Consider the following 16,810-nt stretch of genomic DNA (forward strand, 5'->3'; position numbering starts at 1 on the left):
GGCGGGTCGCCCTGGCCGCCGACCAGCGGGAACGGCTCGCTCTCGCGGGCCGCGGCGGACGCGCCGTGCCGGATCAGCAGGATCCGGGCGGCACCGGGCGGCGGCTGGAAACGCGACTGCGGGTACTCGGGCTCGGCGGGCTCGTTGTGCGTCACGGTGTCGAGGTTAGTGCCGGGATGGGCGACGATCTCTCTCGTGGCTGATGGAGCTGTCGTCGCCGGTCCCGCGCTGGCCGTCGTGCTGGCGCTGCTGCTCGCGCTCGCGGCGGTGGTGGTGTGGCTCGGCGGGCTCGGTTCGTGGCGGGACGTGGTGGTGGCGGGCATACGCGCGGTCGTGCAGCTCGCCGCGGTCTCGTTCGTGATCGTGGCGGTGCTGCGCTCGGGCTGGCTCACGGCGGGCTTCGTGCTGCTGATGTTCACGGTCGCCGTCGTGACGGCGGCCCGGCGGATCGGGGCGCCGCGGAACGTGGCGTGGGTGGCGCTCGCGCTCGGCGGCGGGGTGGTGCCCGTACTGGGGCTGGTGCTGGCGTCGGGTGTGGTTCCGTTGCGGCCGATCGCCGTGGTGCCCATCGCGGGCATCGTGATCGGCGGGACGATGACGGCGACCGCGCAGGCCGCGCGCCGCGCCGTCGACGAGCTGCGGACTCGCTACGGCGAGTACGAGGCCGCGCTCGCGCTCGGGCTGCCGCAGCGGGCCGCCGCGCTGGAGATCTGCCGTCCCTCCGCCGGTCACGCGCTCATCCCGCCGCTGGACCAGACGCGCACGGTCGGGCTGGTGACGTTGCCCGGCGCGTTCGTCGGCGTGCTGCTCGGCGGCGCGGGGCCCGTGCAGGCCGGGGTGACCCAGCTGCTGGTGCTGATCGGGCTGCTGGCCGCTGAGGCCGTGGGCGTGCTGCTCGCCGTGGAGCTCGTGGCGTGCCGCAGGCTCCACGCCGACTGGCGGGGCACCTGAGCACTGCAGTGAAGGCCACCTTCACTGCGTTCAACGCAGGCAGGGTGGCCTTCACTGCAGTGGGTAACAGGCACCGGCCCATTGCCTCTATATGCCTGTGTGGTTATATTACTCGGGTGGCAACAACGTTCGAGATCCTCGCCGAGCCCCGGCGCAGGGAGATCCTCGACCTGCTACGCGATGGGGAACGTGTGGTGGGCGACCTCGTGGAGCGGCTGACGCTGACCCAGCCAGCCGTCTCCAAGCACCTCAAGGTGCTGCGTGAGGCCGGGCTCGTCGACGTCCGGCACGACGCCCAGCGCCGCTGGTACCGCCTGCGCCCCGAGCCCCTGCTGGAGATCGACGCCTGGCTCACGCCCTACCGGCGGTTCTGGGCTGGCAGGCTCGACGCGCTGGAGCGGCACCTCGACGCGATGCCCGACGACGAGCGAAAGGACGACCGGTGAACGACGTGGCGCGACGGGTGGGCGACCGCTGGGAGCTGCGGTTCGAGCGCAGGCTGCGGCATCCGCCCGAGAAGGTGTGGCGAGCTCTCACCGAACCGGAGCACCTGAGCCGGTGGTACCCCCTGACAGCGGTCGAGCTGGACCTGCGGGTCGGCGGGGCGATCCGCTTCCGCGACGAGGAGGGCACCGAGGTCCGCGCGGTGATCACTGAACTGGCCGAGGCGTCGGTGTTCGCGTTCGACGAGTTCGACGCCGAGACCGGCACCCACCACGCGCGGTTCGACCTGGAACCCGACGGGGCCGGCTGCCTGCTGACGTTCCGGCACCTCTTCGCCGACGACGAGTGGGCCGAGCAGATGCACCAGGGCTGGCTGGGTTGTCTCGACGCGCTCGGCGCCACGCTCGGCGAACTCGATCCACTGGGCACAATGGACGTTGTCGCCGGGAAACCCGTACTGCGCTTCGAAAGGCGGCTCACGCACGCGCCGGAGAAGGTGTGGCGCGCGGTCACCGATCCCGCCGAGTCGGCGCATTGGTTCCCCGCCTCGATCGAGACCGAGCCCGCGATCGGCGCGGCGATGCGGTTCCGCTTCGGCGAGGAACGCCACGACCTCGGCGGCGCGTTCGCCGAGGGCGAGGTGCTGGAGTTCGACCCGCCGAAGGTCTACGCCTTCCGGTGGGCGGACTCGGTGCTGCGCTTCGAGCTGGTGCCCGACGGAGCGGGCTGCCGGTTGCTGTTCAGCCACACGCTCAGCGGAAGCGGCACCACCGGCGACGTGCCCTCGGTGGCGCGCCAGGCCCCCGGCTGGGACGCGTGCCTCGACCTGCTGGCCGCGCGGCTCGACGGACGTCCCGCGCCCGAACCGGAGTTCCTCGCCCGCGCGGAGCGCTACGTCGAGGAGTTCGGCCTCGGCCGCGGTGAGGTGCGCACGCGGGGCGACGGGTGCGAGCTGTGGTTCGAGCGCGATCTCGTCCAGCCGCCCGCCGCGGTCTGGCGGACACTGGCCGAGGGCGACGAGCCCGAGGCGGGCGGGCCGGTTCCGGTGCGGTTCACGCACGGCTACCTCGATCCGGGCGAGGTGACCGTCGCCGAAGCGGGCCGTGTCGTGGAGTACACCTGGCTGCACGGCGGTGCGCCCGCAGGACGCGTGCGGTTCGAGTTGCGCGAGCAGGAGCCCGTCGGCACGCGGCTCGTGCTGACGCAGACCGTGCCGGCCCGGCTCGCCGAGCTGCGCGCGACCGCGCTCGCGGCGTGGCAGACGCACCTGGAGCTGTTCTTCGCCGCGCTGCACGGCGACGTTCGCTGCCCGTGGCCCGCCGAGCGCACGGAGCGGCTTCGCCGAGGCTACGCCACCGAGCTGGAGCTGGGCACCGTGCACGAGACCGGCGACGGGCGGTACGCGCTGCGCTTCGAGCGGCACGTGCGGCACGCGCCCGAGAAGGTCTGGCGGGCGATCACCGAGCAGGAGCACCTGCGCTCGTGGTTCCCCGCCGTCGTGGAGTTCGACCTGCGCCCCGGCGCGCGGCTGCGGTTCGCCGTCACTCCCGAGCAGGTGCGCCGCTACGGCACGGACGCCGGACACGTCACCGAGGGCGAAGTGCTGCGCGCAGATCCACCGAAGCTGCTGGAGTTCACGTGGGGTGAGGAGACTCTGCGCTGGGAGCTGTCCCCTGACGGCGACGGCGGCTGCCACGTGGTGTTCACCAACGTCGTCGGCGACCGCGACATCCTCGCCCCGGCCGGCGCCGGGTGGCACGCAGGCCTGGAGGTGATGGTCGCGCAGCTGGACGGCCGCGAGGTCGACTGGTCGCCGTTCGACCGGGCGGAGCAACTCGCGAGCGCGTACTCCTGAGGCGGAATGTTTCCCCGGCTCCCCGTGTTGGCGACGATGACCAGCTATGGGGAGCCGAAGGGACAACCGGAATGTCATTGGTGATGACCGCAGCCGAGCGGGAGAAGTTCCTGTCCGGGGTGCACGTCGGGGTTCTCGCGGTGGAGCGGGACGGACGCGCGCCGCTCGCCGTGCCGATCTGGTACGACTACGTGGACGGCGAGGTGCTGCTCTGGATGGATCGCGACACCGTCAAGGATCGCAACATCCGTAAGGCGGGCCGGTTCAGCCTCGTCGCGCAGTCGGAGGAGTGGCCCTACCGCTACGTCACCGCCGAGGGACCCGTCGTCGGTATCGACGAGCCGCCCACGCGGGAGCAGGCGCTCGCGATCACCCGCCGGTATCTCCCGGAGGCCGAAGCGGTCGCCTACGTAGACGGCGCTCTCGGCGACAGCTCGATCCTGGTGCGGATGCGCCCGGAGAAGTGGCTCAGCAACGACCAGAGCAAGGCCGGCAAGTCCTAGTAGGACTCAGCTGGTCTCGCCCGCCTCGCGCAGCAGGATGTCCACCGCGCCGTCGTTGCGCTGGGTCTGCGGGCCGATCTGCTCGTCGGGCGGGTAGAAGCCGTCGAGACCGCTCCCGTCCGCGGGGTACATCTCGAAGGTGAAGCTCAGGATCTGGTGCTCGCCCCACATCCAGTCGTTGATCGAACCGTCGGTGACGTAGAGATCGCTGGACTGCTGGGGCGTGTACCCGTTGCTGCTCGCCATCTCGGTGCCGACGTCGGAGAACCGCTTCGCCTGCTCCGGGCTCATTCCCTCCGCGGTGTCGTCCGTGGTGTGGCCGTAGGGCCAGAGGATGAGCTCGGAGTAGGTGTGGAAGTCGATGTGCGCGGTGATCTGCTGTGTGCCGCCGACCACGCGGGAGTCGACGAACGAGGCCACCGCCTTCGCCTCGGGGGAGGAGAACGCCTCCGTGCCGCGGTACGTCTCGTCGGCGGGGTCGTCGCTCGACCCGCCGCAGCACCCCCACCGGTAGCCCCAGTTGCGGTTGACGTCGGTGCCCTGTCCCTGGCGGTTCTTGCGCCAGCCCTGGTACTGGCCGCCGCTGATGTCGTACTCGGCGCCGTCGGGGTTCACGGTCGGGATCACGTAGATCTCGCGGCTGTCGACGAACTCGGTGACCTTCGCGTCACTGCCGTAGCCGTCGGTGAAACGCTGGACGATGCGCAGGCACATCTCCGTGGTCAGGTGCTCGCGCGCGTGCTGGTTGCAGGTGAACAGCACCTCGGGCTCGTCCTCGTCCTGCGCCGCGTTGTCGCTGATCTTCAGCACGTGCAGCGCGCGGCCCTCGAACGACTCGCCCGCGCTGGAGAGCTGCGCGATGTCACCGTGGTCGCGCGTGGCCTGATCCAGCTCGGCTGTCACCTCGGCGTAGGTGTGGTAGCCCTCGTCGCCCGCGGGGAAGTCGGCGGGCGCGGCCGCGTCGGCCACCCGAGTGGGTGCCTCGCCGACGCGCTGGATCCGGAACCCGTCCGCGCGCAGCTCCTCGGCCTGCTGGGGGTCGGCGACGAACGTCAGCGTGCCGTCCCGTGCGCCGAGCACGTCCACGCCCGTGGCGGCGATCTCCGTGCGCTGCGCGGCGTTCGCCGTGTCCACTTCGTACACCGACGAGGGCGACTCCCCGGCGCTCGCGGGCGCGGTGACGGTGAGCAGGAGGACCAGACCGGCGAGTGCGGCCGGCACGCGGCGTGTCGAACCCATGCACTCAGGCTGGTGGCCGTGAAGCGTTGACGGCAACCCATCGAAAGTTGGAAACGACTCACCACGCCGTGGGCTACGCAGCGTGTCCGCTCCGGTTCCTCCGACGGTTCCGCCGGTTCCCCCTCGCGGACGTAGCCCGCCGTGACGGCGGGCTGTCAGCGTCGAGGGCGAGCGCAGCACCGCAGTCGGCCCCGAGGGAGTTGGAACGCACATGCAGGCATTCACGCTGCCGGACTTCTACCTGCCCTATCCCGCGCGGATCAACCCGAACCTGGAGGGAACCAGGGCGCACAGCACGGAGTGGGCGCGACGGATGGGCATGCTCGACACCGGGAAACCCGGCGGCGGTCTCGTGTGGACGGATGACGACCTGGCCGCAATGGACTACGCGCTCATGTGCGCGTACACCCATCCCGACTGCGACGGGCCCGCGCTCGACCTGATCACCGACTGGTACGTCTGGGTGTTCTTCTTCGACGACCACTTCCTCGAACAGTTCAAGTACTCCCGCGACCTCGACGGCGCGAAGACCTACCTCGATCGGCTCGAGCTGTTCATGACCGAGGACGGCGAGGAGCCGCCGGAACCGGCGAACCCGGCCGAGGCCGGGCTGCGGGATCTGTGGGAGCGGACCGTGCCCGCGATGTCACCCGCCTGGCGGCGGAGGTTCCGCACCAGCACGCACAACCTCATGGTCGAGTCGATGTGGGAGCTGGACAACATCGACCGCGGCCGGATCGCCAACCCCATCGAGTACATCCAGATGCGGCGGCGGGTCGGCGGGGCGCCGTGGTCGGCGAACCTCATCGAGTACGCCGCCCGCGCGGAGATCCCGCCGGGGCTCGCGGGAACCCGGCCGCTGCAGGTGCTCACCGACACGTTCGCCGACGCCGTGCACCTGCGCAACGACCTGTTCTCCTACCAGCGCGAGGTGCAGGAGGAAGGCGAGAACTCCAACGCGGTGCTCGTGTTCGAGCGGTTCCTGGACTGCTCCACCCAGGAGGCGGCCGAGCTGGTCAACGACCTGCTCACCTCACGGCTGCAGCAGTTCGAGAACACGGCCGTCACCGAGATCCCGGCGCTGCTGGCCGAGCACGGCGCGGCCCCGCACGAGCAGACCGCGGTGCTCGCCTACGCGAAGGGGTTGCAGGACTGGCAGGCGGGCGGGCACGAGTGGCACGCCATGTCGAGCAGGTACATGAACGAGGAGGTGCCGGGCGGCGCCGGGCTGGGGCCCAGTGGACTCGGCACGTCGGGGATCAACCTCGCGCCCGGCGTGCGGCCGAGGGTCAGCGCCCACTCGCACGTGCCGTTCACGCCCACCGGGCCCCTGCCGCTGCCCGAGCTGTACCTGCCGTACCCGTACCGCATGAGCCCCCACCTCGACGACGCCAGGGAGTACGCGGTCGGCTGGGCGCGCCGGATGGGCATGTTCGACTCCGTGCCGGGCGTCGAGGCGGGCGGCGTGTGGGACGAGCGCCGGTTCCGCGGCTTGGACCTGGCGCACTGCGCCTCGATGATCCACGCCGACGCGAGCCCCGAGCAGCTGTACCTCTCGTCGGACTGGCTCGCCTGGGGCACCTACGGCGACGACTACTTCCCGGTCGTGTTCGGCGTGGGCCGCCACCTCGCGGCGGCGAAGGCGTGCAACGACCGGCTGTCCGCGTTCATGCCGCTCGACGCGGGCGAGACCCCGGAACCGGCGAACGCGCTCGAACGCGGGCTCGCGGACCTGTGGCGGCGCACAGCGGGCCCGATGCCGGAGTTCGCGCGCAGGCAGTTCCGCACGGCGGTGGAGGACATGACGGCGAGCTGGCTCTGGGAGTTGCGGAACCAGGCGCAGAACCGGATCCCGGACCCCGTGGACTACGTCGAGATGCGGCGCAGGACGTTCGGCTCGGACATGACGATCGGGCTCGCGCGCCTCGCGCACGCCGACGAGGTGCCCGCGCACCTGTACCAGACGAGGGTGCTGCGGGAGCTGGAAACGTCGGCGCAGGACTACGCGTGCTTCACCAACGACCTGTACTCGTACCAGAAGGAAGTCGAGTACGAGGGAGAGGTGCACAACATGGTGCTGGTGGTGGAGAAGTTCCTGAACACCGACCGCGTCCGCGCCCGCGACCTCGTGGCGAAGCTGATGGAACAGCGCATGAGGCAGTTCGAAACCCTTGTCGCGGAGGGCCTGCCCGCGCTGTTCGAGGAGCACGACGTCGACGAATCGGTGCGGGAGATCCTCACGCGCCACGCGGACGGCCTGAAGGACTGGATGGCGGGAATCCGGGAGTGGCACGACAAGTGTGTGCGCTACCAAGAACCGGAACTGCGCAGGCTGCGGGAATCGGCGATCCCGTCGACGGTGTTCGCGTTCCTCCCGTCAGGCCCTGGCACGGGCACGATCCGCTCACTGGCGCGGCGAGCGGGTTAGGGATGCCGGATAGTCGGTGAGCCGGCTGTCGATCTGCTCGCTGGCATACTCGATCTTCCGTCGGCTGAGATGGACGGCATCGCGCTCGAAGAGGTCGCCGAGCTGCGCCCGGTAACGCGCAGGCGTCGGTTCACCGCCGAGGAACTGGTCGAACGACACCGACGATTGCCGCGCGTCGATGTCGCGCAGCTGCGCGAGGAAGCCGATGCCTCCTTCGGTGACGATGATCGGGCGGGCGGGGACGATCCGTGGGATCGAAGCCGTGGCTGAGCGTCACGAAGCAGGTGTGCTGGACACCTGTACTTACATAGACCTCGATCAGCTCGACCCCGCGGTGTTGCCGAAGGTCCCGGAACTCACGGCGGTCACCATGGCTGAGCTGCACCACGGTGTGGCGAGGGCGAAGGACCCCGCTGTCCGCGCGGCTCGCAACGAGCAGCTCGGTGCCGCCATCGTCGAATTCGTTCCGTTGCCGTTCGACGGTGAGGCGGCCGCCCGGTACGGAACACTGGTCGCGCTGTTCCTCGCCGCGAACCGGGGTCCACGGCCTCGCCGCCTTGATCTGATGATCGCCGCGATCGCGTCTTCCCGTGGACTGCCCTCTACACGCGTAACGCGAACGACTTCAAGGGTCTGGAAAGCATGGTCCACGTCGTCGCCGTGTGAGCGGTCGCCTCATCGAGCGGGCTCGGACCCGTTCGTTCGGCTGGCGGGGAGGCGGGGCCCGTAGCGCCCAGCCGGCTCCCGACCGCGCAGTCCTCACCAGCCGCGTTCGCGCCACTCCGCCAGCTTCGGGCGCTCCGCGCCCAGGGTCGAGTCGTCGCCGTGGCCCGGGTAGAACCACGTCTCGTCCGGCAGTTGCCCGAAGATCCGTTCCTCGACGTCGTTCAGCAGCGACGTGAAGTCCTCCGGCGAGTTCGTCTTGCCGACCCCGCCGGGGAACAGCGAGTCGCCGGTGAACAGGTGCGGCACTCCCGCCGGGTCGCGGTACAGCAGCGCCAGCGAGCCCGGGGTGTGGCCGCGCAGGTGGATGACCTCCAGGGTGCAGTCGCCCACGGTGATGGTGTCGCCGTGCTCGAGCAGGTAGTCCGGGGGCACCGGCAGGGGGTCCGCGTCCGCGGGGTGGGCCGCCGTGTAGGAACCGTTGGCGCCGGCGACCGCGCCCAGCGCCTGCCAGTGGTCCGGGTGCTGGTGGGTCGTGACGATCTTGCGCAGCGCCGGGCGGTCGGGACCGTGCCCGATGAGGTCGGAGATCCGCTCCGAGTCGTTGGCCGCGTCGATCAGCAGCGCCTCGTTCGTGGCCCGGCAGACCAGCAGGTAGGCGTTGTTGTCCATGGGGCCGACCGAGAGCTTGGTGATGGTCAGCGCGTCGAGCGTGCGCCGGGCGGCGTCGCCCCCCGGCTCGACGTGGCCGGTGTACTCCTCAACGACGTTCACCCGGCACACGGTAGTAGGTGATCGCGCCCCGATCGAGGGCGCGCCCGCACAGCCCGTTAGTGTGCGCTGAACAAGATCACCGGCAACGAGGAAAATTCGTGACGAGCTCCCCGCGGCCTCACCGCGCGTCGTCGCGGCGGCTCAGCTGGGACCTCATCCGGGTGATCGCCATCACCTTTGTGGTGACCGGTCACGTCACCGGGGTGGCCGCCGGTGTGCCGGGCATCGAGCCCTATCCCTTCTCCCTCAACGTGCCGTTCGGCACAGTCACCCTGCTCGTGCTCTCGGGCTACTTCATCGGCCCGACGCTGCGCCGGAGCGACGCGGGCACGTGGTTCCGGGCCCGGCTCGCGCGGATCCTGCCCGCGTACTTCTTCGCGCTGGCGGTCACCTACGTCTCGGCGCGCCTGCTGGTGGTCGGGTTCAACGGCTGGGAGCACCGGCCCGGCTGGTTCGGCCTGCTGTTCGCGCCGCCGGCCGTGCCCGACGAGCCCGCACCCGGCACGCTGCCGCCGTGGCACGTCCCCGACCTCAACGATCTCCTGCTCCACGGGACGCTGCTGCACCTGTGGAACCCCGACCCGTACCACCGCATCGACGGCTCGTGGTGGACGATGCCGATCCAGGTGCTCGCGTTCGCGGGCGCGGCGCTGCTCTGGCGCGCCCGGCTCCACCACCGGGTGCGGCCGCACACCGCGCTGTGGACCGTGCTCGCGATCGCCGCGGCGTCGCCCGTGCTGAGCCTGGTCATCGGAGTGCTGCCGACGGCGAGCGGCCTCTTCTACGCGCATCTGTTCGCGGTCGGCCTCGCGATCTGGCTGTGGCAGCGGCGCAGGCTCTCCACCCCTCACCTCGCGGGGATGCTGCTCACCGTGATCGTGCTGCACGCGTTCCGGACGAGCGAGCCCCGGCCGGAGTCCGTGGCGGGGTTCACAGTCATGCTCGGACTGATGTGCCTCGCGGCAAGGGGTCCCGACTGGGACCTGCCGGGGCTGCGGCGCCTGCGCAGGCCGGTCGCGTGGCTGAGCGGCATCAGCTTCGGCGTCTACCTGGTCCACCAGGCGCTGGGCTACCAGCTCGCCAGGGTCCTCTCGGAGGCGGGTCTTTCGGCGTGGTGGTTACGCTTGGTGCTGGTGGTCGCGTTCGCGGTCGTGCTGGGCTGGCTCGTGACCATCCTCGTCGAACGACCGGCGTACCGTGTGCTCACCGGTTCGCGCCCCGGCAGGAGGGGGCCCGCCCTCGCGGCACCGGTCCGGCCGGATTCCGAGCCGGCGGTTTCTGTCGGTGGTGCGACCTAGCATGGTGGCGGCCGAGTGTCAGCTTCGACGCCGGCACTCCACAGACCAGTGAAGGGACCTTCGGGTGGCTGATCGCCTCGTAGTTCGCGGCGCCCGCGAGCACAACCTGCGCGGTGTCGACATCGACCTGCCGCGAGACAGCATGATCGTGTTCACCGGCCTCTCGGGCTCTGGCAAGTCGAGCCTCGCGTTCGACACGATCTTCGCGGAGGGCCAGCGTCGGTACGTGGAGTCGCTGTCCGCCTACGCCCGCCAGTTCCTCGGCCAGATGGACAAGCCGGACGTCGACTTCATCGAGGGCCTTTCGCCCGCGGTCTCGATCGACCAGAAGTCCACCTCGCGCAACCCGCGCTCGACGGTGGGCACGATCACCGAGGTCTACGACTACCTGCGCCTGCTCTACGCCCGCGCGGGCAAGCCCCACTGCCCGCAGTGCGGCGAGCCGATCAGCAAGCAGACGCCGCAGCAGATCGTCGACCAGGTGCTCGACATGGAGCAGGGCGTCCGGTTCCAGGTGCTCGCGCCGGTGGTGCGCGGCCGCAAGGGCGAGTACGTCGACCTGTTCGCCAACCTCCAGCAGCAGGGCTACGCGCGCGCCCGCGTGGACGGCACGGTGTACTCGCTCACCGACCCGCCGAAGCTGAAGAAGCAGGAGAAGCACGACATCGCGGTGGTGATCGACCGGCTCACGGTCAAGGCCAGCGCGAAGCAGCGGCTCACCGACTCGGTCGAGACGGCTCTGCGGCTCGCGGACGGGCTGGTCGAGCTGGAGTTCGTGGATCTGCCGGAGCAGGACCCGCACCGCATCCGCGGCTTCTCCGAGAACCTGGCCTGCCCCAACGGCCACCCGCTGGCGATCGAGGATCTGGAGCCACGCTCGTTCTCGTTCAACTCGCCCTACGGCGCGTGCCCCGAGTGCACCGGCATCGGTGTGCGCAAGGAGGTCGACCCCGAGCTGGTGGTGCCCGACGACGAGCTGTCGCTGGCCGAGGGCGCCATCGCCCCGTGGGCGGGCGGGCAGAGCGCCGAGTACTTCGAGCGGCTGCTGGAGTCGCTGGCGGAGACCATCGGCTTCCGCATGGACCAGCCGTGGCGCAAGCTGCCGGCCAAGGCGCAGAAGGCCGTGCTGCACGGTGTGGACGAGCAGGTGCACGTCCGCTACCGCAACCGCTACGGCAGGCAGCGCTCGTACTACGCGAACTTCGAGGGCGTCATCCCGTTCCTGGAGCGGCGCCACGAGCAGACCGAGTCCGACTACGCGCGCGAGCGGTACGAGGGCTACATGCGCGAGGTGCCGTGCCCCGCGTGTCAGGGCAGCCGGCTCAAGCCCGAGATCCTCGCGGTCACGCTCGCCCACGCCGAGCAGGGGGAGCGCTCCATCGCCGAGGTCTGCGCGCTGTCGGTGGCGGAGGCGTCGGAGTTCCTCGACGACCTGGAGCTGGGCCCCCGCGAGGCGATGATCGCCGGCGCCGTGCTCAAGGAGATCCAGGCCCGGCTGCGCTTCCTGCTCGACGTCGGTCTCGACTACCTCTCGCTCGACCGCGCCGCGGGCACGCTGTCCGGTGGCGAGGCGCAGCGCATCCGGCTGGCGACGCAGATCGGCTCCGGGCTCGTGGGCGTGCTCTACGTGCTGGACGAGCCGTCGATCGGCCTGCACCAGCGCGACAACCACCGGCTCATCGAGACGCTGACCAGGCTGCGTGACCTCGGCAACACGCTGATCGTCGTGGAGCACGACGAGGACACGATCCGCTCGAGCGACTGGGTGGTCGACATCGGCCCTGGCGCGGGCGAGCACGGCGGGAAGATCGTCCACAGCGGACCGTACAAGAAATTGTTGCGCAACAAGGAGTCGCTCACCGGCGCCTACCTCTCCGGCAGGCGCGGCATCGAGGTGCCCGCGATCCGGCGGCCGGTGGACAGGAAGCGCCAGCTGACGGTCGTGGGCGCGCGCGAGCACAACCTGCGCGGCATCGACGTGTCGTTCCCGCTGGGTTGCCTCATCTCCGTCACCGGGGTCTCGGGTTCGGGCAAGTCGACGCTGGTCAACGACATCCTCGCCACGGTGCTCGCCAACAAGCTCAACAACGCGCGCCAGGTGCCCGGCAGGCACACGCGGGTGCGCGGCCTGGACCACGTGGACAAGCTCGTGCGCGTGGACCAGTCGCCGATCGGGCGGACGCCGCGCTCCAACCCGGCCACCTACACAGGCGTGTGGGACCACGTGCGCAAGCTGTTCGCCGCCACCACGGAGGCCAAGGTCCGCGGCTATCAGCCGGGCCGGTTCTCGTTCAACGTCAAGGGCGGCCGGTGCGAGGCGTGCGCGGGCGACGGCACCATCAAGATCGAGATGAACTTCCTGCCGGACGTCTACGTGCCATGCGAGGTCTGCAAGGGTGCCCGCTACAACCGCGAGACGCTCGAGGTGCACTACAAGGGCAAGACGGTCTCCGACGTGCTGGACATGCCGATCGAGGAGGCCGCCGAGTTCTTCGAGCCGATCAAGGCCATCCACCGGCACCTGCAGACGCTCGTGGACGTCGGCCTCGGTTACGTCCGGCTCGGCCAGCCCGCGCCGACGCTGTCCGGTGGCGAGGCGCAGCGCGTGAAGCTCGCCAGCGAGCTCCAGAAGCGCTCCACCGGCAAGACCGTCTACGTGCTGGACGAGCCCACCACCGGCCTGCACTTCGAGGACATCTCGAAGCTGCTCGGCGTGATCAACGGGTTGGTCGACAAGGGCAACACGGTGATCGTGATCGAGCACAACCTCGACGTGATCAAGACGTCGGACTGGATCGTGGACATGGGCCCCGAGGGCGGGTCCGGCGGCGGCATGGTCGTCGCCGAGGGCACTCCGGAGCAGGTCGCGGACACCGAGGAGAGCTACACGGGCCAGTTCCTCAAGCCGGTGCTGGCCTGAGCGGACTGAACCACGGCGGGGTCGGCGGCATACTGAAAGCGTGCCGCTGACCCGATACCGGTTCCGCACCGACTGGACGATCCGGGCTCCCGCCCCAGCCGTCTTCGCCACGCTCGTCGACCTCGGGAGCTATCCGGCGTGGTGGCCGGACGTGCGATCGGTGACCCGGGTCGACGACAGCACCGCCGAGGTCGTGTGCCGCGCCACCCTGCCGTTCGCGCTGCGGCTACGGCTGACGCGGGTGGAGGAGGACGAGCGCGCGGGGCGGCTCGGCGTCGCGCTCAGCGGTGACCTGGAGGGTTCGCTCACCGGCCTGGTCCGGGAGCACAGCGAGGGCACGCGGCTCGAGATCGCCCAGCAGGTGGTGGTGCGCAAGGCGTTGCTCCGGGCGCTTTCGCCCGTCGCCCACCCGGTGTTCCGCGTCAACCACGCGGTGATGATGCGCCGGGGCCTGTATGGCCTGCGGTCCCTGCTGGGTCGATGACCAGACCCCGGAAACGCGTGGACCGCCAGGTCCGGCCCGCGATCACGGGCGAGACCTGGCGGTCGGTCGAACCCCAGTGTGCTGGGATTCCACCGGGCCGGCCGGGGGATGTGGAGCTACGCCGGCCCGGACAGCTCTAGACGGGCGCCGGTTCCCTCACCGGTTCCCTCTCGGCCGTGGGCTTGTGATCATCATCCACCAGCGTAGCCTCGTTGAACGGGTCCTGTCCGGAGAACACGCGATGCGCCTGTTCCCGGTCGAACTCCTTCGTCAGCGAGCCGATCACGACCGTCGCGATGGCGTTGCCCGCGAAGTTGGTCAGCGCGCGGGCCTCGGACATGAACCGGTCGATGCCGAGGATGAAGCCGACGCCGTCGACCAGCTCGGGGCGGTGCGACTGCAGCCCACCGGCCAGTGTCGCGATGCCGGCGCCGCTGACGCCCGCCGCGCCCTTCGACGCGATGATCATGAACACCAGCAGCGAGATCTGCTCGCCGACGCCCAGCGGGCTGCCCTGCGCGGTCGCGATGAACAGGGTCGCCATCGTGAGGTAGATCGCGGTGCCGTCGAGGTTGAACGAGTAGCCCGTCGGCACCGTGATGCCGACAACCGGCCTGCTGACTCCGAGGTGCTCCATCTTCGCGATGAGCCTCGGCAGCGCAGACTCCGACGACGACGTGGACACGATCAGCAGGAACTCGCGGCCGAGGTAGCCGAGCAGCTTGAACACGTTGATCCGCGCGCCGAACCACAGCACCGCGCCCAGCACGGCGAACACGAACACCAGGCACGTCAGGTAGAAGCCGATCATGATCACGGCGAGGCTGCGCAGCGCCTCCCAGCCGGTCTCCCCGACCACGGCCGCGATCGCGCCGAACGCGCCGACCGGTGCGGCCCACATGATCATCGCCAGGATGCGGAACACGAGCCGCTGGATGTGCTCGATGCCGCGCAGGATCGGCTGGCCGGCGCCGCCCATCTTCTGCAGCGCGAACCCGGCCAGCAGCGCGACGAGCAGCGTCTGGAGCACCGAGCCCTCGGTGAACGCCGACACCAGTGTCTCGGGGATGATGCCGAGCAGGAAGTCGACGGTGCCCTCGCCGCCCTCGGCTGCCTGCTCCTGTACGGCCGCGGCGTCCGCGGGGTCGAGCCGCATGCCCTCACCGGGGTGCAGGATGTTGCCCACCACGAGCCCGATCGCCAGCGCGAACGTGGACATGAGCAGGAAGTAGCAGAGCGCGAGCAGGCCGACCTTGCCGACCTTCGCGGCCTTTGCCACTGAGCCGATGCCGAGCACGATCGTGCAGAAGATGATGGGGCTGATCATCATCTTGATCAGGGACACGAAGCCGCTGCCGAGCGGCTTGAGCTCCGCGGCGAGGTCGGGAAAGGCGAACCCGACGATCACGCCGAGCACCACCGCCGCGATCACCGCGAGGTAGAGGTAGTGCATCCGGTCGCGGCGCTTCGGGGCCTGGCCTGCCGCCGTGGACGGTTCAGGCATCGTTGCCTCCTCGGGTCGGTTTGCGTCAGGACGACTATCGGCACCGGCCGCGTGAGGGTCACGGTTGTGTTCATTTCGTTCGCCGCGACTGTGATGTCATGTGGTGGTGCGCGTGCCGTCGTCCCTTTCCTCCGCCCGGCGCTGGAGTCTCGCCCGTCAGCTGCTCGTGTTGCAGCTCGTGCTGGTGGGCCTGCTCGTCGGCGGCGGGGCCGCGCTCGCCTACCTCGACGCCGCGCAGGCGACCGACGACAAGGCCGCGGAGGAGGTCGTTTCGGTGGCCGCGACGCTGGCCGACTCGCCCGGGGTGCGCGACGCGCTGGCCGCACCCGAGCCGAGCGCGGAGCTGCAGCCCTTCGCCGAGCGGGTCAGGGCGGACACGGGCGTCGACTTCATCACGATCATGAACCGCGACGGCATCCGCTACACGCACCCGAACCCGGCGCTGATCGGCAGGAGGTTCATCGGCAACACCGGGCCCGCGTTGCGCGGCACGCTGTTCACCGAGACCTACACGGGCACGCTCGGCCCGTCGGTGCGCGCCGTCGCGCCCGTGTTCGACGACGACCGGAGCGTGGTGGGGCTGGTCGCGGTCGGCATCACCGTGGAATCGATCTCGAAGGAGCTGAGCGAGCGCCTGCCGCCGGTGCTCGCGGTCGCGGGCGGGGTGCTCGTGGTCGGTGTCGCGGGCAGTTACCTCGTGAGCGCGCGGTTGCGCAGGCAGACCCGGGGCGTTGGGCCGGCGGAGCTGAGCCGGATGTTCGAGTACTACGAGGCGATCCTGCACTCGGTGCGCGAGGGGCTCGTCCTCGTGGGCCGTGACGGGCACGTGGTGCTGTGCAACGACGCGGCCCGCGAACTGCTCGGTCTGCCCGACGACGTGGACACCGTGCGCGGCAAGCCCGTCGGGAAGCTGGGGCTCGCGCCCGGGCTGGTCTCGACATTCGTGTCGAGCGAACCGGCCAGTGACGAGCTGCACGTCACCGACACACGGGTGCTGCTCGTCAACACGATGCCGGTGCGATCGCGCGACCGGATGGGCAACGTCGTGACGCTACGGGACCACACCGAGCTGCAGAGCCTCACCGGCGAGCTGGACACTGTGCGAGGCTTCGCCGAGTCGCTGCGCTCGCAGGCACACGAGTCCGCGAACCGGCTGCACGCGGTGGTGTCGCTGGTGGAGCTCGGCAAGGTGGAGCAGGCGGTCGAGTTCGCCACGGCGGAGCTGGAGACCGCGCAGCAGCTCACCGACCGGGTCGTCGGCGCCGTGGCCGAACCGGTGCTCGCCGCGCTGCTGCTCGGCAAGTCGAGCGAGGCCAGCGAGCGGGGCGTGGAGCTGGTGCTCACCGAGGACACCGCGATGCAGGACACCGCGCCGCACATCGACCCCCGCGACCTGGTGACCATCGTCGGCAACCTGGTCGACAACGCGGTGGACGCGGCGATCGAGACGGCCGGCGAGCGCACGCCCCGGGTGACCGTGACCGTGCGTTCCGACGAGCACGAGCTGCTGCTGCGGGTGGCCGACACCGGGCCGGGTATCGCCGACGACGCCGCGTCGGACATCTTCCGCAGGGGCTGGTCCACCAAGCCGGGCGGCGGTGAGACGGGCCGGGGCCTCGGGCTGGCGCTCGTCGGGCAGGCGGTGCGCAGGCACGGGGGCACCGTGGAGGTCACCAACGATCCCGGGGCCGTCTTCACGGTTCGGATTCCGCTGCGGTGAGCGGCTGTTACGGTTCCGCGGGAAGGA

Annotated in this window: 13 protein-coding genes; 10 read left to right on the top strand and 3 right to left on the bottom strand. The window is 70.4% G+C overall.

What is annotated here, in order from left to right; translation table 11 throughout:
- The first annotated feature begins 195 nt into the window (after window positions 1-195).
- From DI005_RS15400 to DI005_RS15425, 4 genes are all read left to right on the top strand, one after another.
- A complete protein-coding gene (locus tag DI005_RS15400) occupies window positions 196-951 on the top strand; it encodes an ABC transporter permease (protein WP_112272170.1) in 756 nt (251 codons plus the stop codon).
- A gap of 116 nt (window positions 952-1,067) precedes the next feature.
- The gene (locus DI005_RS15405; protein ID WP_112272168.1) at window positions 1,068-1,397 is read left to right on the top strand and encodes a helix-turn-helix transcriptional regulator; all 330 of its coding nucleotides are present in this window, start codon (window positions 1,068-1,070) and stop codon (window positions 1,395-1,397) included.
- Window positions 1,394-3,250, top strand: coding sequence for an SRPBCC domain-containing protein (locus DI005_RS39700; protein WP_369973586.1), 1,857 nt, complete (start codon window positions 1,394-1,396; stop codon window positions 3,248-3,250). Before DI005_RS15405 ends, DI005_RS39700 begins: the two co-directional genes overlap by 4 nt.
- A gap of 83 nt (window positions 3,251-3,333) precedes the next feature.
- Entirely contained in the window at window positions 3,334-3,753 is a 420-nt protein-coding gene (locus DI005_RS15425; protein ID WP_199542815.1) for a pyridoxamine 5'-phosphate oxidase family protein, read from the top strand.
- A 6-nt stretch (window positions 3,754-3,759) separates the two neighbouring features.
- Here the strand turns inward: DI005_RS15425 and DI005_RS15430 are convergent, their stop codons facing one another.
- Complete coding sequence (locus tag DI005_RS15430; protein WP_113642609.1) at window positions 3,760-4,992, bottom strand: M14 family metallopeptidase; 1,233 nt, start codon at window positions 4,990-4,992, stop codon at window positions 3,760-3,762.
- Window positions 4,993-5,203: 211 nt separating this feature from the next.
- Here DI005_RS15430 and DI005_RS15435 point away from each other — a divergent pair, with 211 nt between their 5' ends.
- Both DI005_RS15435 and DI005_RS15440 read left to right on the top strand, forming a co-directional pair.
- Window positions 5,204-7,420, top strand: coding sequence for a germacradienol/geosmin synthase (locus tag DI005_RS15435; RefSeq protein ID WP_113642611.1), 2,217 nt, complete (start codon window positions 5,204-5,206; stop codon window positions 7,418-7,420).
- A 69-nt stretch (window positions 7,421-7,489) separates the two neighbouring features.
- Window positions 7,490-7,690: a hypothetical protein gene (locus tag DI005_RS15440; protein WP_199542817.1), complete on the top strand. Its 201-nt coding sequence runs from the start codon at window positions 7,490-7,492 to the stop codon at window positions 7,688-7,690.
- A gap of 489 nt (window positions 7,691-8,179) precedes the next feature.
- Here the strand turns inward: DI005_RS15440 and DI005_RS15450 are convergent, their stop codons facing one another.
- Window positions 8,180-8,857, bottom strand: a complete 678-nt coding sequence (locus DI005_RS15450) for an MBL fold metallo-hydrolase (RefSeq protein WP_112272161.1) — start codon at window positions 8,855-8,857, stop codon at window positions 8,180-8,182.
- Window positions 8,858-8,955: 98 nt separating this feature from the next.
- On the opposite strand from DI005_RS15450, the gene DI005_RS15455 reads away from it, so the two are divergent.
- The 3 genes from DI005_RS15455 (at window position 8,956) to DI005_RS15465 (ending at window position 13,559) form a co-directional block, all read left to right on the top strand.
- Window positions 8,956-10,155, top strand: a complete 1,200-nt coding sequence (locus tag DI005_RS15455; protein WP_113642613.1) for an acyltransferase — start codon at window positions 8,956-8,958, stop codon at window positions 10,153-10,155.
- Window positions 10,156-10,219: 64 nt separating this feature from the next.
- Window positions 10,220-13,075, top strand: a complete 2,856-nt coding sequence (uvrA, locus tag DI005_RS15460) for an excinuclease ABC subunit UvrA (protein ID WP_113642615.1) — start codon at window positions 10,220-10,222, stop codon at window positions 13,073-13,075.
- Between the two features lie 40 nt (window positions 13,076-13,115).
- A complete protein-coding gene (locus tag DI005_RS15465) occupies window positions 13,116-13,559 on the top strand; it encodes an SRPBCC family protein (RefSeq protein ID WP_112272155.1) in 444 nt (147 codons plus the stop codon).
- 136 nt (window positions 13,560-13,695) lie between these two features.
- On the opposite strand, the gene DI005_RS15470 is transcribed toward DI005_RS15465, so the two are convergent.
- Window positions 13,696-15,012 carry a cation:dicarboxylate symporter family transporter gene (locus DI005_RS15470; protein WP_112273157.1) on the bottom strand — a complete coding sequence of 439 codons (1,317 nt, stop codon included), beginning with the start codon at window positions 15,010-15,012 and terminating at the stop codon, window positions 13,696-13,698.
- 163 nt (window positions 15,013-15,175) lie between these two features.
- Between DI005_RS15470 and DI005_RS15475 the strand changes: the two genes are divergently transcribed.
- On the top strand, window positions 15,176-16,783 hold the full coding sequence (locus DI005_RS15475; RefSeq protein WP_233520152.1) for a sensor histidine kinase: 1,608 nt from the start codon (window positions 15,176-15,178) through the stop codon (window positions 16,781-16,783).
- Window positions 16,784-16,810 lie beyond the last annotated feature (27 nt).

The sequence above is a fragment of the Prauserella sp. PE36 genome, from assembly GCF_003311655.1.
Classification (GTDB): Bacteria; Actinomycetota; Actinomycetes; order Mycobacteriales; family Pseudonocardiaceae; genus Prauserella_A; species Prauserella_A endophytica.